The sequence below is a fragment of the Psychrobacter cibarius genome (assembly GCA_030686115.1).
Lineage (GTDB): Bacteria > Pseudomonadota > Gammaproteobacteria > Pseudomonadales > Moraxellaceae > Psychrobacter > Psychrobacter cibarius_C.
The window spans coordinates 563,044-588,365 of sequence record CP131612.1 but is presented as its reverse complement, the minus strand read 5'-3'; the positions used below and the strand labels follow the sequence as shown (position 1 = coordinate 588,365).

The following is a 25,322-nucleotide window of genomic DNA, read 5'->3' as shown; positions in this document are numbered from 1 at the left end:
AAATCTTTTAAAAAACTCTAAAAATCTTTAGGCGCGATAAAAGTGTGTGTGTTTTGGTCAAAGCTGACGGTATAACGCTCTTCGCTCTTTTTTACGCTGTTAGGTATTAACTCATAGTCTTCATCATACTCTCCGCTTTCACTATCATGCGTCATGGTCAATGGATAAAATCCTGCGGTCATCGGCTGATAACTCTCGATATGGACACTACCTTCGATTTTAGTATATCCCGGAGCACTCATAAATTCATATGAGTAATCTGAAGGCAGCTGTGCGACTTGTTCAATCTCTCCGCTAGCTAAAGGCGCGTACATTTCCCAAAAACAATTAGTTTGCCCTCCTGCCCCTGATCCACAATGACTCCCTACCCACCCGTATTTATTATCACCCACTTCTCTTAAATCAAAATCTTTGAGCTGACTTCTACCCGCTCCGCCATTTTTTATATAAGGACTGCTTGCAGAGACGACCCAAGAATTGCCTAATTTATAAAGTATGAATAATCCGCCAAGTCCTGGTGTCACTCGTGCACCATCTTCCACCGTATCACCAGAAACCAATACATATAAAGTATCTACTCCCTCGATGTTTTTAAATTCATAATGCTTAGGAGCAAGGCAATAGATTTCTGAGCCGTCGTCATATAAGGTACAACCACGCAACTTATCATAGCTTGAACTGTAATAAACACTCATAATTTTTTCGACAGCTTGTCTGACATCAAGAGATATTTCAGCATGTGCTGAAGGCAAGACCATCAGAAACAAGCTTACAATGATTAAAACTTTCATATAATAGCGCCTCTATATGTATGTGCTTAACGACCTATGGCATAATACTTTTGTTTGTCTTTTTTAGCTACCCAAAGTAATTGAAGCTCTCCATGATTAAACCAGCAAATCTCAACACCATTACCCTTTACACACTTGCCAGCTTAAGTTTATGCACGCAAGCATGGGCGGATACTACGCCCAGCACAGAGCAGAAAGTCGAACCGCTAAAATCTGACACGGCTTCGTTATCTCATGATGCTAACTCTAATCGAGATAAAAACCTTAATCAATTTGGCTATCTACCTCAATCTACCGAAACATCTGCCGAGCAGTCTGCTCCATCAGTACAAGGAGCACAAAACTGGACGGACGAACGCCGTGAAGATGTCCAAGAGCAGCTGCATGAATGGGCACACAAAATGGACGGTTGGTTCGGCGAACCAGATCCCAAAAAACCCGCCAAAGCCAGTTTACGAGTTGTACTAGATACCCGCTGGGTCAACGATCCACAATCAGGCAGTGACGTGAGCGTTGAACCTAGAATTCGCGGCCGCTTACGCTTGCCAGTATTAGAAAAAAGATTGAGTCTGATTATCGGTGATGAGGATTTGGATGAAGATACTTTCTTAAAACAGAATGTGACGGGCGATACCTACCAAGCAAATACCAGTAACCAAGATGGACTCGTCAACAGGAGGAAAACGCGAGAAGACAATGGTTCTATCGCCCTTCGTTGGTCACGTTTTAGTCATGAGGTTGAGCAGCAGTTAGGGGTCAAAACAGATATCGATGTCGGGGTTCGCTCGCTCGATGACTTATACGTAAAAATGAGCGTCGATAAAGACTGGTATGACAACAAAAAATGGACTGTCACTAGTGATAGTTACTATCGTTATGGACTCGATAGTGAGCACTATGCAAAAGGCGGGCTAAATCTGCAATATGGTACAAATGCTGAGCGGTTCATCAATAATCGCACCGCCATCCGTTATCGCAATCAAGACAATGAAGAAAGCACGGACTGGAGCAACGATCTCAGACAAGTACACTACTTGGGCAATGAAAAACAGTTGGCTTATGGTGTCTCTACTGGCGGTTACTTTGACCGTGATAAATCAACATTAAACAGCTATGGCCCTGCTATCAGCTATCGCCAACCTGTCTGGCGAGAGTGGCTTTATGTACAAACAGAGCTAAATTATTATAATGATAAAACAGCGGATAAGAACCATTACCCTTCGGCATTATTACGGATGGAAGCCTTATTTTAACCCTGCTATCTATTGAATTAGTTGTATCATCATAGGTATAAATAGCCGATAGCAATGTGCACAACAAAGAGCATTTGTTTGCTTGTATTAACAATGACATATGACTCATTAGTTATATTAAATAACGTTATAGCGCTGACATTGGCGTTATAATAGCGGCTTATTGCGTTATATGTCATTGGATAATGTTCGGTCTAAAGTGAGCCTTTGTGCTCACTTTTTTTATTTTAAAAAATCAGGAGGTTTTTATTTTGAGTTCAGATGGCATCATCGAAATCCCTGGCATTATTATTTTATTCGCCTGTCTGCTACGTTGCGTGCAGTATTTACGACAGAGCTCTGCCACAAATACGTTTAAACAGATTCGAGCTTTTTGGTTGGCAGCGGTGCTGGTATTCTTTGCTGTGATACGCCGTGAGTTAAATTATCTACCAGACTTATTGGTTCCCACTGACTTTGTGTTGTTCAGCCATTCTTATGACTGGTGGGAAGACCTCGTCCTGACCATCGTTTATGTGCTGATCGTTGGTTTATTGGCTTATTCATGGCGTTATCTTTGGGCAATATTAAAAAAAGTACCTGTTTCTTTGTATTTTAGCGTCGCCGCCTTGGCATTATTAGAATATATGGGCGAAAACGCCATTATGATTCCCGAAGCTTTGGGCGTCATTACAGAAGAGCTGTCAGAGACTGCTATTTATGGCATTGCCTTGATTTATTTGTGGCGCTTAAACTTAAACGAGTACGACTGTCAAGTAGAAGAGACGCGCGAGCTGCATTGTCAAACGGCTTCACACTAACGCAGAGTGTCTCTGCTAACAGTGATAAATACTCGTTATATTAATTACCATGCGCTCTAAATCAATAGTTATACTCTCTAGCAAAATACATTCAGACGAATTTGTTATACTACAGTCGGTTCAATTTAAAAATAGTACAAGGCAACCGAGTGTAGATGTATATTTAATACTTCAAGCGAGGCTAACGCAGTAATATTATTATAGTGGAATGACTATAATAATAAGCCCGAGGGATAAGCACTCTAATATACGACCTCGATTTACTCATGATTAATAACGATTAAGTCACTTATTATGAATATATTGATTACAGGCGCATCACGTGGTATCGGTTTAGCCACCGCCAAAAAGCTGGCGGAAAAAGGCCATCATATTGGGTTATTTGCGACCAATACTGCCACACTTGAAAGCGTCATTAAAGACAAATCTTTTAAGAAAGCCGTCAAACAACAGCGTGTTATCACAGGTCAGCTGGATGTCACCCAGCCTAACTCGTGGGACCATGCGATCAATCAAATGATTGAACATTTCGGTGGTATTGATGCACTCATTAATAATGCTGGGGTGCTGGTCAGTGGCGCATTGCCAACGACCAATCTAGATGAGCAATTGGCTTTAATTGACGTCAACTGTAAAGGTGTTTTGATTGGCTGTCATAAACTGGCACCTTATCTAGCTGATAGCAAAGACGGCAAAATTATCAATGTGTCCTCTGCTTCTGCTATCTATGGTCAACCCGAAGTTGCGACTTATGCGGCCAGTAAGTTTTTTGTGCGAGGTCTCACAGAAGGCCTTAATATTGAGTACGAAAAATTGGGTATCAAGGTTATCGATGTGATGCCGCTGTGGGTCAAATCTGACATGACTGCTGACATCGAAGTGACCAGTATGGATCGCTTGGGCATCCATCTAACGGTCAACGATGTCGCCAAAACATTGTGTAAATTGACGACCAGTCCCAATCGTAAACTCAAAAGTACGCATTACTCTGTGGGCATGCCAGCAAAGCTCTTTCAAGCAGTCTCGCAAGTCACGCCAGATTCTGTAATCCGCTGGGTCAATACCAAGGTTGGTGCTTAATAGCAACATCACCTATTCGTTATACTGTTATTAACCGATAACGCTTATTTAATATAAAACCACACTTACGGCTGCTCAATATGAGTAGCCGTTTTGCTTGCCGCTCGAACCTTTATTGCTTGCTCAGTGGTCTTATCGATAAAAACATTGTTGCTGATAACCGTCCCTTTTATCGCCCCTGCTGCGCTGTCTTCCCGAATTTCAGAACCGACATAAATGGGCAAACGCACGTTCGCTGCAAACTTATTGCCAGCTATTAGCGTGCCGTCATCCTCTACGATAATGCCCTGCTCGACTTGCTCAAATCGATTATCGATAATTTGATTGTCCTTAGCACTGTCTAAATGATAGCTGGCAAATGGCGTTTGCTTCAGCAAATAAGCACCGCATTCAAAACCTTTGAGATTGCGCGACTGCCTTGACGCAACCCAAACCCCGACTGGCTCGTCGTTAAAAATATTGCCACGAATGATATTGTCACGGCTCGACTCGGTACGCTGAAAATGATTGCCCCGCGTACTGTCATCAGCATGCTCAAAGCAATTGCGATACAGCAATATACTGCCTGCCCCATTATGGATAAATTGATTGTTTTCGATACGGTTATTGCTCGACGAATCCACGGCAATAGCCTCACGATTGGGCTTAAAGGTACGGAAACCATTACCGACAAACACCGAATTTTTAATCACATTATCACGACTGCCAAATTCTAGATACAACCCAACGGTGCCTGCGTTTTGAATACGTAATTTATCAAAGCTCACGCCATGCACATGATCACCAACGAACATGCCACTATTGATACTGTTTTGACTACTCACATTAATCACACGAATATCGCTTGGTGCAAGCGCACGATTGGCAGCAGGGTCTATCAAGCCGCGCGCATAACGCTGATTGGGCTGGCTATATTGGCGAATATGTAGCGCATGACCATAGCCATCCACATGACAATTGGCAACGGTAATATCTTCGATAGCGCTATCTGTTTTGGGCTTAATTATAATGGCGCTAACCTTTGACGCATCATCAGCGCGAGTACTGAGTAGTGCGCCCTGACAGTCGAGAGAGCTGTGCGAATCATTCAACTCAAAGCGTATCGACTTGGCTGTTAAATCACAGCTTGCACTGAGTACGCTGTGACCTTTTACCTTAACTATTTGCTTCGGCGTTAATTGTGCGCAGTCTATGGTTGTCGTGGCTTTTGGCAGTTTGGCATCAATAATTAATGGCTGTTTTAAATCAGCCTTATCCAAGCTGCTATGGGCGCTGCTACCAGAAAAAGGTACACCTTCACAAGCCGTCAAACCTATTGTGGCACTGATTAAGGATATTGTGACGAACAACCTACTACTTGATACCATCGTATATTTCCTATTTTTATGTCTATCTTGTACTTGTCTTACATTTTTTGAACATCCTGTGACACCTTACTCCTATTAGCAAGCGTCATAACACGTCACAATGCTTTTAGTAAATAAATCTTAATAAATAAAATCAGCCACATCCATTAATAATAACTATCAATAATAAGGAAACCATGATGGACCATTCAAAAAGCCCATTACCAGAAGCAATGGATCACATTGAAGGTGATACGGACATCAATAACAACAGCCAAGAAATTGATTTGGCTGACCCTATGTTGCATACCATTGATAATGATGATGTCATTGACAATAGCGCAGGATTCGACAACTCGCAAGCCGGAAGTGATGCGATTCAAGGGCTAACCCCCATGCATCGCCAAAATATAGACGAATCGCGAATCGACGAAGTATTAGTGGACGACAATTTGGATGACAGCGACTATCCTGACATTGTCGATATCGCTGATAGAGACGCGGCGGAACGTAGTAATGATGACGATTTTTAACTAAGCTCTCTCATGATAAAAAAGCTCTCAAACAATAAAAAAATACGCCCGTTATATCGAGCGTGCTTTTTTATTGTGCTTATCGTACTTCTGATACTAGAGTCTGTTAAACAACCAACTATAACGCTGACAATGGCTGATCTGTCCAAACGTCTCGGTAACTGGTGTAGTAGGTAATCATACCTATTGGAAGCAGTGCTAACACACCTAGTCCTAGTGTAAAAACTACCATCAATATCATTATTATAGGAGCGATTAACCAAAAAACGAAAAATGGTAAGATATTTTTTAAACATCCTTTAAAACTCATTTTCATTGCCTGAACAGGCTCGATGTTGTGAAGCACAATTAAAGCAGGTGCAAACCAGATAGCCATAAGTACAGGAAATAGTAGTACAAAAACCAATAAAACACCCAATACCATACCTGCAATCGCAACGTCACTTGACTCTTGAGCTAAAGACAAAGCCATACCACCGAATATAATCAGCATAGGTATCATTGCAACAATAACAGCCACTAAATACAAGACGAATAAAATAATTAATGGCTTGAGATGCGTATAAAAAGCTGAAAAAAGATGGTCAAACCTCAACTCGTTACCTACAGCTTGATCGGCACAACCTTTTATTATTCCACCAACAAACACAAAGGAAAGAAAAGGGAAAATGAAATTTATCACGGGTACGCTACTACCAATCATAGCAATGATTAAATAAACAACACCAATAGCTAACCATAATAAAAATTGATCTTTAAATATTGCAAATGCTTTGGTAATCCAACTTATACCCCATCCTGCTTGGCACATTCGAGGTTCTACCAATAACTGCGGTAATAGGCCGCCATACTCGTCAGTGGGCGGTAAGTTCGGTGGTTGACCGTTAGGTTTTTGTAGAGACACAGAGGGTTGTGAATAATTGGAGCTGGACATATTTATCCTCAAAAATAAAGTTAAGCAAACGTAAAATTAACAATGACAATAAAAGTTTATTTGGCATAGTTTTACATATCAGTCACCAAAAATCCCAACTTTATTCTATTTTAATAAAATTCATTAAAATCATTTAGTCAAAAAAATACCGAACATAATGTCCGGTATTTTTTTATAACTTACAAATTCAATTAATCAAGCCCAACCATCTAGCGTTCCCGCCCAGCCTTTGACCAATGGCGCACTAAGCGCTTCGAGCAAATCAATGTGCGCCTCATCCAAGTTCAATGCGGGAATATAGTGATATTCTTGTCCACCCGCGTGGAGAAAGTTTTCACGATTTTCGATGGCCAGCTCTTCTAGCGTTTCCAGACAATCAGCAGAAAAAGCCGGACTAATGACTTGTACCGAGCGCACACCCGACTTGCCCCAATCTTCTAATACCACGTCGGTATAGGGCTTGACCCATTCTTGCTTGCCAAAGCGTGATTGAAAACTGATAATCCATTCGTCATCCTTTAGACCAAGCGCGTGAGCCACTTGTGCGGCAGTACATTTACAACGCTTAGGATACGGATCACCTTTATCAGCATAAGGCTGCGGGATACCGTGGAAGCTAAACATCAGCTTGTCAGGCTTGCCATGCTCTGCTTGAAAGCGGCGAATCGAATCAGCCAATGCTTGAATGTACAGCGGATGCGCAAAGTAATCTTTGACAATAGTATAGTTCGGCAAATTGCGCTGCTTGAGCGTCCACTTTGTCAACGCATCATAAACAGCACCACCAGAGGAAGCGGAATACTGTGGAAATAATGGCAAGATAACAAAGTGATCAACGCCTTCACCGCGCAAGGTATCCATCACATCAGGCAAACCAGGATTGCCATAGCTCATCGCTGGATGGACAGAAACCCGAAATGGTGCGGCACTATTTGCAAGCCGTGGTTCCAATAGCTCCACTTGGCTCTTTAGTATCTTACGAATCGGTGAGTCGCCTTCCCAAATGCTGGCATAGGCTTTTGCCACACGTTTAGGGCGGCTTGGCAATACAAACAAATTGAGAATAATCGCCCACAAGAATTTCGGAATCTCGATGACACGGGGGTCAGACAAAAACTGTTTTAAGTAACGACGTACGGCAGGCGCTGTTGGCTCATCTGGCGTACCTAGGTTCACTAATAGGACGGCAATACGGGGAGGCAGTTCAGGTTTCATAGCAGCACTATTTTATTATTAGGTTAATTAAAGAAGAATATGCGATAAAAGATTATTAAGTCATGATTGATTAAATGCTTTATTAGTGTAGCATTTTATCCATTAATAACGCATGGTAAAAGCACCCTTATACAATTTGATACTTAGTTGCTATTTATTGCCATTTATGGATAGTCATCAATCATTGATTCACCTTAACCCTTCTCTGCCTACCACCCATCGTCCCTAAAAACCATGCTTAAAAGACTATGCTCAAAAGACTCGCTCGACGGTTGTACTCCTACGCGCATCACCATACAATAGGCAAGCACATTGTAAGAAAAACATTTAGAGAACAGTGTCGGCAAAGCAGTATTGGCAACACTGCCTATCGACAGTTTGCCCTTTTTATTTTATTGATAATTGTTGTCTTGCGAGGTAGCTTTGAACGCACGCCCTAATAATACCAGTGACCAGTCCCCGACAGATACGCTTCATTCGGCGAGCTTAGTGAATACCGTGGACTCAGTCGGTTCAGTCGGAATTATCACGCCTCAGATTTTTCATTTCGCTGAGCCGTTGACGTTAGAATGTAATCGTACTTTGCCATCGTTTGATTTAATCATCGAAACGTATGGCACACTAAATAGCGACAAATCAAACGCGGTACTCATTTGCCACGCCCTATCCGGCAGTCATCACGCGGCAGGTTTCCATAGCGATGATGATAAAAAGGCTGGCTGGTGGGACAATATGATTGGCCCTAATAAAGCGATCGACACCAATCGGTTTTATGTCGTATGTGTCAACAACATCGGCAGCTGTTTCGGCTCTACTGGTCCGACAACGATTAATCCAGATAGCAATGAACCGCAAGTTTATGGTCCCGACTTTCCGCTCGTCACTATTAAGGATTGGGTAAAAACCCAAGCGATGCTCTCAGATCGTCTCGGTATTGACGTTTGGCACGCCATTGTTGGTGGCTCAATGGGTGGTATGCAGGCGCTGCAATGGTCAGTTGACTATCCAAATCGGTTAAAACGCTGCGTGGTCATTGCCAGCACGCCAAAGCTCTCAGCACAGAATATCGCCTTTAACGAAGTGGCGCGGCAGTCCATTTTATCCGACCCTGATTTTAAAGAGGGACGTTACTTACAAGCAGGCACCTACCCTCGTCGCGGGCTAATATTGGCTCGGATGGTTGGCCATATCACCTATTTGACCGATGATGCGATGAAGGCAAAGTTTGGTCGTGATTTAAAATCTGGCAAATTTATGTATGGCTACGATGTTGAATTCCAAGTGGAAAGCTATTTACGCTATCAAGGCGAGCGCTTTAGCGAAAATTTCGATGCCAATACTTATTTGCTCATGACCAAAGCTTTAGATTATTTTGATCCAACACGTGATTATCCATCAGCCGTGGCAACAAACGCTATAGAATCAGCAGCACAGCTTAAGGACTCGATTGCCACATCAGTGGAATCTAGTAAACAAAGCACGCAGCATGCGTTAGAAGATACGGTGGCAACGATAGATGAGAGTGAGCAGAATCGCCAACAAGAGCTGTCTGCGCTCAAAGCGGCCTTTGCCCATACACAATGCCAATACCTAGTGGTCTCATTTACCACGGATTGGCGCTTTGCACCGGAGCGCTCACAAGAGATTGTCGATGCGCTGATGGCGACTGGCAAACCAGTTAGCTACATCAATGTCGATGCGCCGCATGGTCATGATTCTTTCTTATTTGATATTCCTCGTTATATGGGTGCCGTCCGAGGATTTTTGACTGCGCCATTTATCACCGACAGCAAATCAAAACAGCCAGCAAAAAGTACAAATCAAAACAGCCAGCAAAAAGCAGGAGCGCGCTCATGAGAATGGATCATCAATTGGCTGAGCGCTGGATTGCGCCGCACTCACATGTACTGGACTTGGGCTGCGGCAATGGTGAGTTACTCGCGCATTTACAACAAAATCGCGGCGTGACGGGATATGGGCTAGAGATTGACGAAGAAAAAATCAATGATGGCATCGCCAAAGGCTTATCCATCATCGAGCAAGATCTGAACGATGGTCTGGCACGTTTCGCTGATAACAGTTTCGACACCGTCGTCATGGCACGGGCGCTGCAAGCGGTCAAATCGCCTGATGTGCTCTTACTTGACATGCTACGTGTTGCCCGCGAAGCCGTCATTACCTTCCCCAATTTTGCCCATTGGCAAAACCGCATTCATTTAGGGCTTAAAGGGATGATGCCCGTTTCAGAGGCATTGCCTTATGAGTGGTATAACACCCCAAACATTCATCTGTGTACGTTTAAAGATTTTGAGCAGCTTTGTGCACAGCATGATATTCATATCGTCAACCGCTTTGCCGTCAGCGATTCTGAAAAAGGTCATACGCCACTTATGAAAGCATTGATACGCCAAGCACCCAACCTATTGGCAGACGTCGCTATCTATCGTGTCACCAAACAAAAACCTGAATAATAGAGTTATCTACTTGGGGCGTGCCTTCATTTTAAAAATGTTGATAAAAATGAGATAAATTGCCGTCAAATAAGGAAAGTAGCGCAAATAATATCGAGATATTGCTAAACTATTTGACGATGTCTGGCAAAATTTAGCCATTTTTAGCCCATTTAGAGGATAATCGATTGAATTGAGGACACGCCCTAGCAGTGGTTGAAAGCGGTAGCACGGCTCATAAATACAAATTTCAACCTTAATAGCTGGTTAATTTATTCTTACGCTTAAGTAACTCTATGATTTTATTGAGGACAATGAGGTATGAATACGCATTAAATCATGTAATTAGTATTTGAGTTTCGTAAGTTTGGGTGTTAAGCTAGCAAAATAGTGTCAATCGCACCCTGATTCTGACCGTTTATCGGTTCGATTAAAGGAATTTGCCACACTACATCGATTAATTATATTGCTAATGATTAGGTAAGTTGGTATCGCAAGATTTCACCTAATTGTTATCGCCGTCTAAATTCTTTTAGCGGTGCAACTTTTTTTGCTTATTAACTGCCTAATTTTGGAGCTGCTATGAAATTATTAAAAGCTGCGTTGTTTACTGCCTTATTTTCTTGTGCAGGTCTAGCAAACGCTGAGTTAATATCAAACGTGCCACTTGATACGTCACGTTTTGAGCTAATGCCAGTTAGTGAGCTGTCTAACCGCGCTGCCCAAGGTAACGATCACGCTCAGTTTTATTTAGCCAAGCGCTTACAGAAAGGCGAAGGCATTGCAAAAAATACCCAACAGGCTATTCAGTGGTATACCAAAGCGGCTCAGCAAGGCGTTGCCCCTGCTCAGTTGAATCTTGCCATCATGTACTTGCGCGGTGAAGGTGTGCAGCCTAATTTGCAACAAGCGAAAGTTTGGTTAGAAAAAGCGGCAATGCGCGGCGATAACCGTGCCAGCTATACGCTTGCATTGCTCGATGAAAAGCAAAAAAATCTCGTCGATGCTTATAAATGGTACGATTTGGCTGCCCGTGATGGTATGCTTGATGAAAAAGTACGTAATAAAGCACGCGGTAAAATCGGTCAGTTGGCATTGAACTTATCAAGCTCAGATATCGCTAGCGCCCGCAGCAAAGCGGATACTTGGTTCCAGAGTAAGTAAACCAGTTAATAAAATTTGAGACAATAAAGACCCAGCGTAACTGCTGGGTTTTTTATTATCTATAATATCAGCTTAGGTTGACTTATCATGAGACAACGTTTACTAGTTACAGCTTAATTTTAAATCAATGACTAAAGGAGAATTTGGTGGCAGAACACTTAAAAGGGATAGGCGAAGAACCGTTAGAAGGGATAGGCGGTTGGCTGTGGTTGGTCGCTCTTGGGATAGTAGCTTCACCTTTACGAATCATCTTTCTTATTTTTCCACTTTATTCTGAAATATTCAAAGATGGTTCTTGGGAGATATTGACCTCATCAGGAACCGAAGCGTATCATCCTATGTGGGCGCCAATCATATTAGCAGAAATGACTATTAATGGTGCATTAGTGCTCACATGGATATTTGTTGGATTCTTATTCTTCTTGAAGAAGGCTGTCTTTCCAAAGTTCTATATCGGCATTCTACTGTTTACTCTCGTATTCATCATTATCGATGCGATGGCGGTTAAAATTATTTTCCCTAATGATCCTATTTTCGATCCTGATACGACTAAAGAGCTGGTTCGAACGCTTGTCGCTTGTCTTATATGGATACCCTACATTCTTATTTCGAAGCGAGTACAAGCTACTTTTGTGAAAGAACTGTGATGACTACAATTACCTATTTTTTGTTTTAACTGTAGAGATTTCAATCCATGAGAGGTTTTTCGTACACTATATCTTCATATTGCGAACATTATGGGTATGAGTTATGTTCAAAAACTCTGCAAAATTTGCTACACTACCTCCGCATTAGCTAATCCCACAATCATGCTAGTGTTATATTTAATCTACATACCTAACCCAACGCACTAGGTTTGCGACCTAGCCAGCAGGAGAAAAAAATGAGTACCATTCAAGACCACAATACAGATAGCAATATCCAAAACAGCACTGTCACCGACAACAAATCAGCCCCAGCCTACGATAGCGTCACCAATAACATCGTCGTTGCCGCTCTATATAAGTTCACGCGTTTTGCTGATTTTGAGCAATACCGCGAGCCAATTTTAAATAATATGCTCGATAATGATGTCAAAGGCACGTTATTGATTGCTAATGAAGGCATTAATGGTACGATTTCTGGCACACGCCAAGGTATCGATAACGTCCTTGAGTATCTGCGCAGTATCGAAGCGATTGGCAGTTTTACCTTTAAAGAATCTTATACCGATGCTCAGCCTTTTTATCGTACCAAAGTGAAGCTCAAAAAAGAAATCGTTACCATGGGCGTTGAAAATATCGACCCATTGCAATCAGTTGGACGCTATGTAAAACCAAGCGAATGGAATGCGCTTATCTCTGATCCTGACGTCATCTTGATTGATACGCGTAATGATTATGAAGTTAAAATCGGTACGTTCCAAAATGCCGTCAATCCAAATACCGAAACGTTCCGCGAGTTCCCAGAATACGTCGCGAAAGAGATGGATCCAGCCAAACATAAAAAAGTCGCGATGTTCTGTACCGGTGGTATACGCTGTGAGAAGTCTACTGCTTATATGCGCGAGCAAGGATTTGAAGAGGTGTATCATTTAGAAGGCGGCATCTTAAAATATCTAGAAGAAATTCCAGCCAGCGACTCTATGTGGCAAGGCGATTGCTTCGTTTTTGATAACCGCGTGTCGGTCAATCATAACTTAGAAAAAGGCAACTATGAGCAATGCTTCGCCTGCCGTATGCCCATTACTGTCGATGACATGCAAAGCCTTGCTTACATCAAAGGCGAGTCATGCCCACACTGCATTAATAAAGCGACCGACGAGCAAAAATCCCGTTTTCGTGAGCGCGAGCATCAAATGCAGCTGGCAAAGAAACGTGGCGAAGCGCATATTGGTAGTGATGTGATTGATGTGATTGAGAAACGCAAAGCCGCTAAAATCGAAGCACGTCGCCAAGCAGAGGAAGCCAATAAAGCTAACGCTGAATAAAGTTAAGATGGATAAAGTTAAGATGGATAAAAGCAAAAAGGACGCCCCAATCAAATATTTGATTGGGGCGTCCTTTTTGCTTTATTAGTACTAACCTATGACTTATTGAGTACGTAATATGGCTTAGCTACCGCGGTAAGTGCTATAGCCGTATGGAGACAAAGTGATTGGCACATGGTAATGGTTATCGCCTTCGATATTGAAATTGACTTCAACATACGGATAGAAAGACTCTAGACCTTGATTTCGGAAATAAGGAGTCGTCTCAAAAATCAACTTATAAGTACCGTCATGCTCAACACCGTCTTGATTCGGTAAGAAGTTGCCGATACGACCATTATTATCAGTCTTTTGCGCATTAAGCAATTTCCAGCTACCAGTTTTCTCTTGCATCATCAGTTTTACATTGACGTTTGGTGCTGGTTTACCCGTGCTAATATCTAAAATATGACTAGATAATTGATATTTATCTTGATCACCAGCAGCATGGCTAGCCGTTGCAGTCATAGCTAATACGCTACCAAATGCAGCTGCCTTGAGTAAGTTGTTTTTCATGAATCATCCTATTCAGTCAATTGTATGTGTTAAATGAATTATCTTCTTCAGCAAGCTATTTACTATTTTTAAGTATGCCTGTCCGCAGAACATAACCGTGATTTACCTCAAAAACATAATCAATCATGTTGTTCATTAAAAATATATTCATCATTATAGGCTTAATGTACTGGTGTAGTTTATATTGTTAATAAGACCGTATAATTAAGATAATGTTAACTTATATAAAAATGAGTATAGTGAATGTAAAACTTACATTCGCTATAATTCGTGTTACTCATAAATAAAAAGCATCAATGCCATGATTGAACATTGCAATTGCTTGATTTAAGACAAAAAAATAGCAGACTATCTGAATGATGGTCTGCTACTGTTACGCTAAAAATTATGCTTACATGCAAATATTATTTAAAACAAAATACGCACGCGAATCGTCTCTTCTACGTCTTTTAACTGATCTAGCGCGGCAGTTGAATCATTGTAATCAACATCCATGACCAAATAACCGACATCGCCTTCTGTCATCAGGCTCTGTGCTAGGATGTTAATTCCTGCTTCTGCAAACAGACGGTTGATCTGAGACAGCACGCCTGGCACGTTTCTATGGATATGTAACAGACGATGCGAGTTTTCTTTGAACGGAATAGAAACTTCTGGGAAGTTCACGGCTGTCGCTGTGTCACCTTGGTCAGAGTATCTAACAAACTTATCAGCGACTTCAAGTCCGATATTGGCCTGTGCTTCTTGAGTTGAGCCACCAATGTGCGGCGTCAAGATGACGTTATCAAATTTACGCAGTGGTGATTCAAACTCTTCATCAGCTGATTTTGGCTCTTTTGGGAATACGTCGATCGCTGCGCCCAAAATTTTACCAGATTCAAGCACAGCGGCTAAATCATCAATCTCTACGCAAGTACCACGAGCGGCATTGATAAAGTAGCTGCCGTCTTTCATATGCGCGAACTGCTCAGCTTTCATCATGTAGCGGGTGCTTGGTACATCAGGCACATGCAATGTCACGATGTCAGCCGTTGATAGTAGCTCTTCTAAGCTACCTACTTGTACCGCATTACCTAGTGGCAATTTGGTCACAGCATCATGATAAATGACTTTCATACCAAAGCTTTCTGCTAAGACAGACAGTTGCGAACCGATAGAGCCATAACCGACGATACCGATTGTCTTACCACGTACTTCATGTGAATTGGTCGCAGACTTGCCCCAACCGCCACGATGTACGGTCGCGTTTTTTTCAGGAATTCCGCGATATAGCATGATGGCTTCGGCCAATACCAATTCAGCCACCGAGCGGGTGTTTGAGTATGGCGCGTTAAAGACGGGAATACCCAAATCACGTGCAGCGTCTAAGTCTACTTGGTTAGTACCGATACAAAAGCAGCCAATACCGATGAGCTTGTGCGCGTGCTCAAGTACTTCACGTGTCAATTGCGTACGCGAACGGATACCGATAAAGTGAGCATCTTTAATCTTTTCGATCAGCTCATCTTGATCTAATGCGTGACTGATATTTTCGATATTATGATAACCAGCTCCTTCCAATACTTTTAAAGCATTGTCATGTAGACCTTCAAGCAATAAAAACCGGATTTTGTCTTTTTGTAGTGATAACGCCATATGAGAACTGTCCTATAATTGTCTTGTAAAATTATCTGAGGGATAATCTGTAGTCGAAGCCGTTTAAAGTAGGTACAAAGTAACCAAGCGCAAACCATACACTGAGTACATTAAATGAGGTTAACGTCGTAACCACTTACCAATGCTTTAACTATAGGGTGGGTGAAACGAAAACAGTCTGGATATCTTACACAAAATTGGGCGGCGATGTTAGCAGATTAGATGAATTATTGGTTATCAAGCCTGAAAAATTTTTATGCTATAGTAAATCACGCTGTTCGACGTTTATTAAACTATTTTTTGCCATTTACAGCCATATAAGCACGCAGCATGACATCTTTCTATCATTACTTTATTGGCTCACTTATAATCATATAAATACGTACTATATAAACATACCTATGTGGCTATGTTTATATCCATTTAGCGATATAATAATCCCCTTTAGGCATAGCGCTTACGTTTATACCGAGATTTGACCATGACTTCTTTATCTAGCCAAAGTACCTCTGCAACCCTTACAGCTGCTGTTCAAACTATTTTGAGCACTTTGATGGATGTTCATCAGTTTGACGCCAGCCAAATCAAAACCGACCCTGAGAGCTTAGAGCATTGGGGCAAGGACTGGACCAAGCATTTTGCGCCTGCCGCTGCTGCCATCGTCTTTCCGAAGACTACTGAGCAAGTACAAGCCATCGTACTGCTTGCCAATGAGCATAATGTCGTCCTAACGCCAAGTGGCGGTCGTACCGGTTTGTCAGCTGGCGCCGTCGCCGCCAATGGCGAGATTGTCGTCAGTATGGATAAGATGAACCATATCGGACAGTTCTATCCAGCCGATCGAATAGTTGAAGTCGAAGCAGGCGTCATTACTCAGCAGTTGCAACAATTTGCTGAATCGAAAGACCTTTATTACCCTGTTGACTTTGCCTCAGCTGGCTCAAGCCAAATCGGTGGTAATATCGGCACTAATGCAGGCGGTATCAAAGTCATACGCTACGGCATGACTCGTCAATGGATCATGGGGCTGACAGTGGTCACTGGTAAAGGCGATATCTTACAGCTCAACCGCGGTATGGTCAAAAACGCCACTGGTTATGACTTGCGTCAATTGTTTATCGGTAGCGAAGGCACGCTTGGGCTTGTCACTCATGCGCAAATCAAGCTTGAGCGTCAGCCACAAGACTTAAATGTCATGGTACTTGGTATGGACAGCTTTAATGATGTGATGAATGTGCTATCAGCCTTTCAAGCGAAGATTGATTTGACCGCTTTTGAATTCTTTGATGATGTGGCTATTGATAAGTTGATGGCACACGGTCAAGTACAAGAACCATTTGAGTCGCGTACCAAGTTCTATACGCTATTAGAGTTTGAAGCGCCATACGAGCCGATCATGGATAAAGCCATGGCGATATTTGAGCATTGTATGGAGCAAGGCTGGGTCGTCGATGGTGTCATGAGCCAGAGCTTGGCACAGGCTGAAGAGCTGTGGAAATTGCGCGAATACATCTCTGAAACCATTTCAGTATTTACCCCTTATAAGAACGATGTATCCGTACTGATAAGCTATGTCCCTGAGTTTATCACCGAGATTGATCACATCGTTAGCAGCAACTACCCTGACTTTGAGGTTTGCTGGTTCGGGCATATCGGTGATGGTAACTTGCACCTTAATATTCTAAAGCCTGAAAACATGAGCAAAGATGATTTCTTTGCTGAATGTCAAATCGTCAACAAACACGTGTTTGAGACGGTGCAAAAATATGGCGGTTCAGTCTCTGCCGAACATGGCGTCGGTATGACTAAAAAGCCCTATTTACAATATAGCCGCAGCGAGATTGAGATTGAGTACTTACGAGAGGTAAAAAAAGTCTTTGATCCGAATAACATTATGAACCGTGGCAAGATTTTTGATATGTAAGTGCTTATTTAATAATTAAAGTAATAAATAAGAGTATGAAAAAGATGCTAAACGTGATGGTTTAGCGTCTTTTTTTGGCTTATCAAAGCGATTATTTATAAAAATAACAACACTAGCGCTACCACTAATAACACACTTAAAAAACCTTGAACGATTAAAAATGCTTGGTGCGGGGCGGCGATATGACGAAACATATTGCCCAGTGCATTATAGGTAATACCAGCCGCTTTGATATGTGGCGGCGTATCAAAGGTTTTGATGATTTGTAAAAAATTCTCGGTACGATCAGGCGACCAATTATGCGGCGCAAATGGCAAATATGGCGATAACTGTGCGGCTTGCTTTTTGCTCGCTGGTGACCATAACCAACGCTCTAAAAATAATAAGCGCATACGCCAATCCGCAAAACGGCGATGTTCTATCGTCTGTAACAGCAATATTTCAGTATTCTTATGGCGCTTATCCGCAAATATGCGTTGCTTTAAGGCAAATACGTGCGCTTTCTCACCCTCGATGCATTGCAAAAAATGACCACTACCATAACATAGAGTACCTGTAATGCCATGCTGTTGATTATAGTTACGCGCATGACATTCTACTTCATCAAATATAGAGGCACTTAAACGTGAGACAAGTGTCAAACTACTAACATACACCAATTGAACCAGCGCTGAGTCTTCTATCTCATCCCAGCTACTGACTCTATTGTTGTGACTTGAGGGCATAATAAAACAATCCTAAAAAACCGATTAAATACGGCTAAACAAAACGATGCCCCAATGAAAAAAGACAGCGACTCACAAAAACGTAGCAAATAGTTACCACGTTAAACTGTCATTACTTGAGTAGCTTGTTATGATAACCAGCAAAGCAAATAGACCAAAACGAAGCGTCCTAAGATATGCTATTTAAAAATAATGTTAAGCTAATAGAAGATCTATACTGACATCCTCAGGTTAAAATCTGTACCAAACACTTGGCTTGTATTAATCCCAACGACTGTTTGTGAACATTATGAAAAATTTTAAAGTCACTTCAATTTAAATTTATAGTCACTTTAATTCATAGCTAATTTAATTTACAGACACTCTAATTTGTAGCTACTTTAAAATGATATGAGGTTCAAAAAACACGTCAGTAACGCCAAAGCTGACAGAAGTCATAAGATAAATTATCTTCATAACTTATTGTAAATACAATGATAATTGATTGTAACGGTAATATTTTATGATTGGAATATTTTTATCACTTTTTTTACACAAAAAATTGCCAACTGAATTGTGGCAACGCATGCTATTTGATATCACTAAAATTGATATCACTAAAATTGATATCACTAAAATTGATATCACTAAAATTAATAAAGATCCAAAACAGGAACATTATGAGCAAAATAGAAAAACTAGACGACTTTCATCTAACCATCGCTGAAATCAAGAAAAAAGACTATCCACAATTAAAAGCACTGATGGATCGTGTCTATGTCAACTTGGGCGGTGCATGGTCAAAGAACACTATCAATACCTTAATCGATGCCTTCCCTGAAGGTCAGATCGCTTTATTTGATCATGATCAATTGATTGGCATCGTGTTATCTATGCGTGTTGATTATGCCACGTTTTCTAACCCGCACACCTACGACGACTTGATTGGTCATAAAGAGATTATCAGAGACAACCCTGAAGGCGATGCTATTTACGGTTTAGATGCGCTGATCGACCCTGAATACCGTGGTTATCGCCTAGGACGTCGATTATACGATGCCCGTAAAGAGCTGTGTCGCCAGTTAAACTTCCGAGCTATTTTGGCTGGTGGTCGTATCCCGAACTATCATAACCATCAAGATCTCACACCTGGCGAATATATTGAAGCCGTCGCGGCTCGTGAAATTCATGATTCTGCATTGTCTTTCCAACTCTCAAATGGCTTTATCGTCAAGCGTATCTTAACGGCTTATTTGCCTGACGATAAACAATCTAAAGGTTTTGCTACTCTACTTGAGTGGGCAAATATTTATTATGAGCCACAAGATTATAAGCCAAACACTCGTAAGTCTGAGGTGCGTATTGGTGGCATCCAATGGCAAATGCGTGAAGTCGAGTCACCTGAAGAGCTGCTGCAGCAAGTCGAATTCTTTGTCGATATTATGGCTGATTACAACTCTGACTTTGCTTGTTTACCAGAGTTCTTTAACGCACCGCTGATGGGTCTGTGTGAATCGACGGATCAAAACGTCGCTATTCGATTTTTAGCCGGTTATACCGAATGGTTTAAAAATGAGATATCGCATTTAGCGGTCAGCTACAACGTCAACGTCATTACAGGCTCGATGCCGTACTTGGACGAGGACGATACGTTATATAATGTCAGCTACTTGTGCCGCCGCGATGGTACGGTCGAAGAGCAGCGCAAAATCCATATTACCCCGCATGAGCGTAGCGCTTGGGTCATCGAAGGCGGTGACGAGGTTAAGGTGTTTGATACCGATGCCGGTCGTATTGGTATTTTGGTCTGTTATGACGTTGAATTCCCTGAGCTTGCCCGCCTCATGGCACTTGATGACATGGACATCTTGTTCGTGCCTTTTTGGACAGACACGCAAAACGGCTATCTACGCGTGCGCCACTGCGCCCAAGCACGTGCAATTGAAAACGAATGCTATGTGATGATTTGTGGTTCGGTTGGTAACTTACCACAGGTTGAAAGTCTCGATATTCAATATGCGCAGTCCTCTATCTTCTCGCCATCAGATTTTGCTTTCCCGCATGATGCGATTATGGCAGAAACCACTGCCAACACTGAGATGGTATTCTTCTCAGATGTGAACTTAGACAAGCTTATTCATGTCCGTAACGAAGGCTCGGTACATAATCTGCTTGATCGCCGTGATGACTTGTATAGTTTGAAATGGAAAAGAAAATCTAAAGTATCAGCCAGTAAGCTAAGCGATGATGAGCGCCTCGAAAACTCTGGTAGTGTCCTGCTCGGTGATCCATTACAAAACCGTGCGCAAAAACCTTAATCAGTCATTTTAAAATACCAACACTGAACACGGTTTAATAAAGTTTATGAATAATACGGCTGACATTTCAGCCGTTTATTTTTATCTATCAACAACCACTTATCAAAGCCATTTATACAAAACCTATAGCAAAAAAGCAGCCATTATGACGACTGATACTGATACTGATACTGAAAAATCCATTAAAAAGCCAAAGAAAACACCCAAGCAAAAGGGGTTGTCTATCGCTAAAAATATCCTCATATATGGCTTGGTATTTGCTGTTATTTATACCGCTATTAATTGGTGGCGACAGCCTATCATGCCAGCCAACCCGCAATTGCAACTGACCGATTATCAAGGGCAAGTCGTTGACTTAGCGGCGCTGAGCAATGAACAACCAACGCTGGTGTATTTTTGGGGCACGTGGTGTCCCATTTGTAGTATCACCTCGCCGACCATAGACAGACTTGCCGCCGCAAATGATTATCCGGTCGTTACGATTGCTATTAAATCAGGTACTGACCAAGAGCTGCATCGCTACCTTAATGAAAACAGCTATCGCTTTACGACGATAAATGATCAAGAAGGCAGCATCTTCGCTGATTGGCAAGGACAAGTGACACCTTCGTATGTCATATTAAAGAATGGCGAGATGACTCAAGGTTTGACGGGCATTCAACCCTTATGGTCGCTGAAATTGCGCTTATGGTTATCATCAGTTTTTTAACGCTTAGCCTGCTGTTTAGAGTCCAGTCGGTAGACAATGGCACTTGCCATCCGTATGATTCAATAGGTGATGCATCACTCGTATAAATGATTGGTTTTGGCTAAAATAAGGACAATACTGACCAGCTCTTTTTACCCTAGACTTTTTGTCATATAATAGCTGCCAATCTCATTGCCTCTTTTTAGTTTATTGCTATCACGGTATTTTATTATCCATAAGCATATTTTATGTTGCATTCGTCTCGATAGCATTTATTATTGACGTGAGCATATTTATGACGTTGATGCACAGCGACATATTATAAGTGAGAAAGCGATCATCAACGGTTAAGCAGCCAGCTAAGCATTACCCTAAATGTCACATCTGACTTTACATCGATTTTTAATCCATTTTCTAAAAAGACACCTTCTATGACTGATAAAAGTACTGATACGCCAAGCCAGGATTATAAAGACACGCTAAACCTTGCCGACACGCCATTTGCGATGCGTGCAAACCTTGCCAAGCGCGAGCCAGATTGGCTTGCTGCTTGGGAAGCGGATGATGTGTACGGCAAAATTCGTCAGGCACGTGCTGGGGCGACCAAATACATTTTGCACGATGGCCCTCCTTACGCCAACGGTCAGATTCACTTGGGTCACGCGGTTAATAAAGTACTCAAAGACATTATCGTGAAGTCAAAAACGCTATCCGGTTTTGATGCGCCTTATGTCCCCGGTTGGGACTGTCATGGTTTGCCTATCGAGCAAAAGGTCGAAGCCAAAGTTGGCAAGGTCGGTCAAAAAGTATCGGCTACCGAATTTCGTGGTCTATGCCGCGAGTATGCGAGCACCCAGATTGAATTGCAAAAGGCAGATTTTAAACGTCTAGGCGTATTTGGCGATTGGGACAACCCATATCTAACGATGAACTTCCATCAAGAAGCCAACATCGTACGCGCCCTTGCCAAAATTTATGACAATGGTCATGTTACTCGCGGTATGAAGCCAGTCAACTGGTGCTTGGACTGTAGCTCTGCGCTGGCTGAGGCCGAAGTTGAATACCAAGATAAAGTGTCTGATGCTATCTATGTGAGCTTTGATGTTTTGGATACCGATAAGGTTGCGGCGTTGGCTGACGTAGCGGGTAATATCGCCGCTGTTATTTGGACGACGACCCCTTGGACGCTACCTGCTAACCAAGCCATCTCTGTACATCCTGAACACAACTATAGTGTGGTGGCGACTGAAAAAGGTAATTTGCTACTAGCCGCGGATTTGGTTGAAACAGCATTAACGGAACTCAAACTTAGCAATCAAGGCGTGCTAGCGACCGTATCTGGGCGCGAGCTTGAAGGCTTGCGTGCCCAGCATCCACTGATTGCAGACCGTCAAGTGCCATTAATCCTAGGCGATCACGTGACCACTGATAGTGGTACTGGCCTCGTCCATACAGCACCTGGTCACGGTCTTGACGATTATATCGTGGGTCTGAAATATAACTTACCCGTTGAAAACCCAGTCAGTGGTACGGGCGTCTACCTAGACAGCGCAGCGGTATTTGCGGGCGAGCACATTTATAAGGCCAATCCAAAAATCATCGCCGCACTGCATGACAATGGACATCTAATCAGTCATACCAAGATTGAGCACAGCTATCCGCATTGCTGGCGTCATAAGTCACCGATTATTTTCCGCGCAACGCCGCAGTGGTTTATCAATATGGAAACCAAAGGTCTGCGTGAGCGTGCACTTGCTGATATCCCAGCAGTAAGCTGGACACCAGCATGGGGACAAAACCGTATCGAAGCCATGATGACGGGTCGTCCTGATTGGTGTATCTCACGTCAGCGTACATGGGGCGTGCCGATTACTTTCTTTACCCATAAAGAAACAGGCGAGCTGCATCCAAACACGCTTGAGCTGATGGAAGTCGCTGCACAAAAAATCGATGCAGGCGGTGTGGAAGCTTGGTTTGATGCCAGCTGTGAAGACTTCTTAGGCAACGAGGCTGCTGACTATGATAAAGCAACCGACACCTTAGACGTTTGGTTTGACTCTGGCACGACGCATTTTGCGGTCCTTGAGCAGCGCGATGAATTGACCAACCCAGCAGATATCTACTTGGAAGGCTCTGACCAACATCGCGGTTGGTTCCAGACGTCATTATTGACCTCAGAAGCCATGTACGGTCGCCCACCATTTAAGCAAGTACTGACGCATGGTTTTGTGGTTGATGAAAACGGTCGCAAGATGAGTAAGTCACTTGGCAATATCATCACGCCGCAGGAAGAGATCAATAAAACAGGCGCGGACATGCTGCGTTTGTGGATTGCATCAAGCGACTATCGTTATGAGATGAGCGCGGGTAAAACGGTCTTTAAAGGCGCAATCGATATGTATCGCCGTATCCGTAATACCCTGCGTTTCTTACTTGCCAATACCGATGACTTTGATCCAGCGACCAACAGCGTCGATATCAATGAGCTGGTCAGCCTTGATAAATTCATCATTGAGCGCGCGCAAACCGTGCAAGCACAAATCATCAGTGCTTATGATGCGATGGATTTTCACCAAGTCACCCAGCATATTACTGCGTTCTGTTCGCAAGATTTGGGCAGTTTCTATTTAGATATTATCAAAGATCGTCAGTATACGACTCAGACTGATGGACAGCCGCGTCGCTCTGCGCAAACGGCGATTTACCATATCGTTCAGGCACTCATTCGCTGGATTACGCCGATTTTGTCATTCACGGCACAAGAAGCGTGGGAAGTATTGCATGGCGCTGACAGTTATGTATTTACTGAAGAATGGTATAAATTTCCAGAATTTGAGCTAAGCGCGATCAGCAACGATGACTGGCAACGTATCATGCTTGCAAAGGATATGGTCAATAAACATATCGAAACGGCACGTGGCGAAAAAATCATCAACGCTAACTTGTCTGCCGATGTTAATCTATATGCTGACGGTGCAATGCATGAAAGCTTGGCCAAGCTGGGTGAAGAGCTGCGCTTTGTACTAATCACTAGTAGCGCAACTTTGAAACCAATGAACGACGCTCCTGCCGATAAAACAAGCACAGATAAGCAAACTGACGGCAGCACGGATGAATCAGTAGGCTTAGTGGTCAAGGTGAGCGCCGCAGCTGGCACCAAGTGCGTACGCTGCTGGCATATCCGTGATGATATCGGTACGGATAGTGCACATCCAGAACTATGCGCACGCTGCGTGACTAACGTCAGCGGTGATGGTGAGGTGCGCCACTATGCCTAACCATACGCCTAACTCAACAGAATCATCAGACAACAAGCCGCCATATGGCGAAGTCGATAGATCACCTGAACCAGCTCATGCAACTACAGGCAGCTCAACGACACCGAAAAGTCGTCTGAATAAGACGCCAAAAATGATTGCGAATGGCCGTCGTGCGTTTACATGGTATCTCCTATCGTTGGTCGTGCTAATCATCGATCAATGGACGAAGTGGCTGGCTGAAACTAAGCTGACTTTTCATGAGCCAGTGCCTGTGATTGAGCCTTTTCTGAATTGGACATTGGCATACAACTATGGCGCGGCATTTAGCTTTTTGGCAGATGCTGGTGGTTGGCAGAAGTGGTTTTTTTCGGGATTGGCATTGATAATGTCGCTATTTTTAATTGGCTACCTGATAAAAGCCCCACGCCAAGCCAAGCTACTATCGACAGGCCTAGCGCTAGTGCTCGGCGGTGCGGTTGGCAATCTCATTGACCGCTTGCTACATGGTCACGTCATCGACTTTATCCATGTACACAACGCTGATGTCTGGCATTACCCTATCTTTAATATTGCGGATATGGGCATTAGTATCGGTGTGGCGTTGATTGTCATTGATATGCTGTTTTTAGAAAAAAAGCGTGAAATGCCACGGTCGTAACCGTCTACAGCTAGAAATGTTAATTCAATTTATAAATAAAAAAGG

21 protein-coding genes are annotated in these 25,322 nt (G+C 42.7%); 14 read left to right on the top strand and 7 right to left on the bottom strand.

The window, feature by feature from the left end:
- Positions 1–17: 17 nt before the first annotated feature.
- The gene (locus Q6344_02470; protein WLG14237.1) at positions 18–791 is read right to left on the bottom strand and encodes a hypothetical protein; all 774 of its coding nucleotides are present in this window, start codon (positions 789–791) and stop codon (positions 18–20) included.
- Positions 792–883: 92 nt separating this feature from the next.
- Between Q6344_02470 and Q6344_02465 the strand changes: the two genes are divergently transcribed.
- From Q6344_02465 to Q6344_02455, 3 genes are all read left to right on the top strand, one after another.
- Positions 884–2,044: a hypothetical protein gene (locus Q6344_02465; GenBank protein WLG14236.1), complete on the top strand. Its 1,161-nt coding sequence runs from the start codon at positions 884–886 to the stop codon at positions 2,042–2,044.
- A 251-nt stretch (positions 2,045–2,295) separates the two neighbouring features.
- Positions 2,296–2,844: a hypothetical protein gene (locus tag Q6344_02460; protein WLG14235.1), complete on the top strand. Its 549-nt coding sequence runs from the start codon at positions 2,296–2,298 to the stop codon at positions 2,842–2,844.
- Positions 2,845–3,138: 294 nt separating this feature from the next.
- Entirely contained in the window at positions 3,139–3,924 is a 786-nt protein-coding gene (locus Q6344_02455; protein ID WLG14234.1) for an SDR family NAD(P)-dependent oxidoreductase, read from the top strand.
- A 65-nt stretch (positions 3,925–3,989) separates the two neighbouring features.
- On the opposite strand, the gene Q6344_02450 is transcribed toward Q6344_02455, so the two are convergent.
- A complete protein-coding gene (locus tag Q6344_02450) occupies positions 3,990–5,291 on the bottom strand; it encodes a right-handed parallel beta-helix repeat-containing protein (GenBank protein WLG14233.1) in 1,302 nt (433 codons plus the stop codon).
- A gap of 179 nt (positions 5,292–5,470) precedes the next feature.
- Between Q6344_02450 and Q6344_02445 the strand changes: the two genes are divergently transcribed.
- Entirely contained in the window at positions 5,471–5,803 is a 333-nt protein-coding gene (locus Q6344_02445; protein ID WLG14232.1) for a hypothetical protein, read from the top strand.
- A 118-nt stretch (positions 5,804–5,921) separates the two neighbouring features.
- Here Q6344_02445 and Q6344_02440 read toward each other — a convergent pair whose 3' ends face one another.
- Both Q6344_02440 and hemH read right to left on the bottom strand, forming a co-directional pair.
- Positions 5,922–6,737 carry a BPSS1780 family membrane protein gene (locus tag Q6344_02440; GenBank protein WLG14231.1) on the bottom strand — a complete coding sequence of 272 codons (816 nt, stop codon included), beginning with the start codon at positions 6,735–6,737 and terminating at the stop codon, positions 5,922–5,924.
- Between the two features lie 195 nt (positions 6,738–6,932).
- Positions 6,933–7,952, bottom strand: a complete 1,020-nt coding sequence (gene hemH / locus Q6344_02435) for a ferrochelatase (protein WLG14230.1) — start codon at positions 7,950–7,952, stop codon at positions 6,933–6,935.
- Positions 7,953–8,450: 498 nt separating this feature from the next.
- Here hemH and Q6344_02430 point away from each other — a divergent pair, with 498 nt between their 5' ends.
- The 5 genes from Q6344_02430 to Q6344_02410 all read left to right on the top strand — a co-directional run bounded on the left by Q6344_02430 (position 8,451) and on the right by Q6344_02410 (position 13,535).
- Positions 8,451–9,809 carry a homoserine O-acetyltransferase gene (locus Q6344_02430; GenBank protein WLG15120.1) on the top strand — a complete coding sequence of 453 codons (1,359 nt, stop codon included), beginning with the start codon at positions 8,451–8,453 and terminating at the stop codon, positions 9,807–9,809.
- Entirely contained in the window at positions 9,806–10,423 is a 618-nt protein-coding gene (metW, locus tag Q6344_02425) for a methionine biosynthesis protein MetW (GenBank protein WLG14229.1), read from the top strand. Before Q6344_02430 ends, metW begins: the two co-directional genes overlap by 4 nt.
- 561 nt (positions 10,424–10,984) lie before the next feature.
- A complete protein-coding gene (locus tag Q6344_02420) occupies positions 10,985–11,566 on the top strand; it encodes a tetratricopeptide repeat protein (protein WLG14228.1) in 582 nt (193 codons plus the stop codon).
- Positions 11,567–11,712: 146 nt separating this feature from the next.
- Positions 11,713–12,213, top strand: a complete 501-nt coding sequence (locus Q6344_02415; protein ID WLG14227.1) for a DUF2569 domain-containing protein — start codon at positions 11,713–11,715, stop codon at positions 12,211–12,213.
- Positions 12,214–12,449: 236 nt separating this feature from the next.
- Complete coding sequence (locus Q6344_02410; GenBank protein WLG14226.1) at positions 12,450–13,535, top strand: rhodanese-related sulfurtransferase; 1,086 nt, start codon at positions 12,450–12,452, stop codon at positions 13,533–13,535.
- Positions 13,536–13,658: 123 nt separating this feature from the next.
- Here the strand turns inward: Q6344_02410 and uraH are convergent, their stop codons facing one another.
- The gene (uraH, locus tag Q6344_02405; protein WLG14225.1) at positions 13,659–14,090 is read right to left on the bottom strand and encodes a hydroxyisourate hydrolase; all 432 of its coding nucleotides are present in this window, start codon (positions 14,088–14,090) and stop codon (positions 13,659–13,661) included.
- Between the two features lie 408 nt (positions 14,091–14,498).
- A complete protein-coding gene (gene serA, locus Q6344_02400) occupies positions 14,499–15,725 on the bottom strand; it encodes a phosphoglycerate dehydrogenase (protein ID WLG14224.1) in 1,227 nt (408 codons plus the stop codon).
- A gap of 553 nt (positions 15,726–16,278) precedes the next feature.
- Between serA and Q6344_02395 the strand changes: the two genes are divergently transcribed.
- Positions 16,279–17,649, top strand: a complete 1,371-nt coding sequence (locus Q6344_02395) for an FAD-binding oxidoreductase (protein ID WLG15119.1) — start codon at positions 16,279–16,281, stop codon at positions 17,647–17,649.
- A 95-nt stretch (positions 17,650–17,744) separates the two neighbouring features.
- Here Q6344_02395 and Q6344_02390 read toward each other — a convergent pair whose 3' ends face one another.
- Complete coding sequence (locus tag Q6344_02390) at positions 17,745–18,374, bottom strand: BLUF domain-containing protein (GenBank protein WLG14223.1); 630 nt, start codon at positions 18,372–18,374, stop codon at positions 17,745–17,747.
- A gap of 659 nt (positions 18,375–19,033) precedes the next feature.
- Here Q6344_02390 and Q6344_02385 point away from each other — a divergent pair.
- From Q6344_02385 to lspA, 4 genes are all read left to right on the top strand, one after another.
- Positions 19,034–20,671 carry a bifunctional GNAT family N-acetyltransferase/carbon-nitrogen hydrolase family protein gene (locus Q6344_02385; GenBank protein WLG14222.1) on the top strand — a complete coding sequence of 546 codons (1,638 nt, stop codon included), beginning with the start codon at positions 19,034–19,036 and terminating at the stop codon, positions 20,669–20,671.
- Between the two features lie 145 nt (positions 20,672–20,816).
- Positions 20,817–21,380 (top strand): protein disulfide oxidoreductase, encoded by a 564-nt coding sequence (locus Q6344_02380; protein ID WLG15118.1) that lies wholly within the window; start codon positions 20,817–20,819, stop codon positions 21,378–21,380.
- Between the two features lie 410 nt (positions 21,381–21,790).
- On the top strand, positions 21,791–24,637 hold the full coding sequence (gene ileS, locus Q6344_02375; GenBank protein ID WLG14221.1) for an isoleucine--tRNA ligase: 2,847 nt from the start codon (positions 21,791–21,793) through the stop codon (positions 24,635–24,637).
- A complete protein-coding gene (gene lspA / locus Q6344_02370) occupies positions 24,630–25,277 on the top strand; it encodes a signal peptidase II (protein ID WLG14220.1) in 648 nt (215 codons plus the stop codon). Before ileS ends, lspA begins: the two co-directional genes overlap by 8 nt.
- The last annotated feature ends 45 nt before the right edge of the window (positions 25,278–25,322 follow it).

Excerpts from the sequence above, each read along its gene's own strand:
- uraH (WLG14225.1), bottom strand. The coding sequence starts at position 14,090 with ATGAAAAACAACTTACTCAAGGCAGCTGCATTTGGTAGCGTATTAGCT.
- Q6344_02390 (WLG14223.1), bottom strand. The coding sequence starts at position 18,374 with ATGCCCTCAAGTCACAACAATAGAGTCAGTAGCTGGGATGAGATAGAA.
- Q6344_02455 (WLG14234.1), top strand. The coding sequence starts at position 3,139 with ATGAATATATTGATTACAGGCGCATCACGTGGTATCGGTTTAGCCACC.
- Q6344_02380 (WLG15118.1), top strand. The coding sequence starts at position 20,817 with ATGACGACTGATACTGATACTGATACTGAAAAATCCATTAAAAAGCCA.
- Q6344_02420 (WLG14228.1), top strand. The coding sequence starts at position 10,985 with ATGAAATTATTAAAAGCTGCGTTGTTTACTGCCTTATTTTCTTGTGCA.
- Q6344_02440 (WLG14231.1), bottom strand. The coding sequence starts at position 6,737 with ATGTCCAGCTCCAATTATTCACAACCCTCTGTGTCTCTACAAAAACCT.
- Q6344_02470 (WLG14237.1), bottom strand. The coding sequence starts at position 791 with ATGAAAGTTTTAATCATTGTAAGCTTGTTTCTGATGGTCTTGCCTTCA.
- ileS (WLG14221.1), top strand. The coding sequence starts at position 21,791 with ATGACTGATAAAAGTACTGATACGCCAAGCCAGGATTATAAAGACACG.
- Q6344_02410 (WLG14226.1), top strand. The coding sequence starts at position 12,450 with ATGAGTACCATTCAAGACCACAATACAGATAGCAATATCCAAAACAGC.
- metW (WLG14229.1), top strand. The coding sequence starts at position 9,806 with ATGAGAATGGATCATCAATTGGCTGAGCGCTGGATTGCGCCGCACTCA.
- Q6344_02395 (WLG15119.1), top strand. The coding sequence starts at position 16,279 with ATGGATGTTCATCAGTTTGACGCCAGCCAAATCAAAACCGACCCTGAG.
- serA (WLG14224.1), bottom strand. The coding sequence starts at position 15,725 with ATGGCGTTATCACTACAAAAAGACAAAATCCGGTTTTTATTGCTTGAA.
- Q6344_02465 (WLG14236.1), top strand. The coding sequence starts at position 884 with ATGATTAAACCAGCAAATCTCAACACCATTACCCTTTACACACTTGCC.
- Q6344_02385 (WLG14222.1), top strand. The coding sequence starts at position 19,034 with ATGAGCAAAATAGAAAAACTAGACGACTTTCATCTAACCATCGCTGAA.
- Q6344_02450 (WLG14233.1), bottom strand. The coding sequence starts at position 5,291 with ATGGTATCAAGTAGTAGGTTGTTCGTCACAATATCCTTAATCAGTGCC.
- Q6344_02445 (WLG14232.1), top strand. The coding sequence starts at position 5,471 with ATGGACCATTCAAAAAGCCCATTACCAGAAGCAATGGATCACATTGAA.
- lspA (WLG14220.1), top strand. The coding sequence starts at position 24,630 with ATGCCTAACCATACGCCTAACTCAACAGAATCATCAGACAACAAGCCG.
- hemH (WLG14230.1), bottom strand. The coding sequence starts at position 7,952 with ATGAAACCTGAACTGCCTCCCCGTATTGCCGTCCTATTAGTGAACCTA.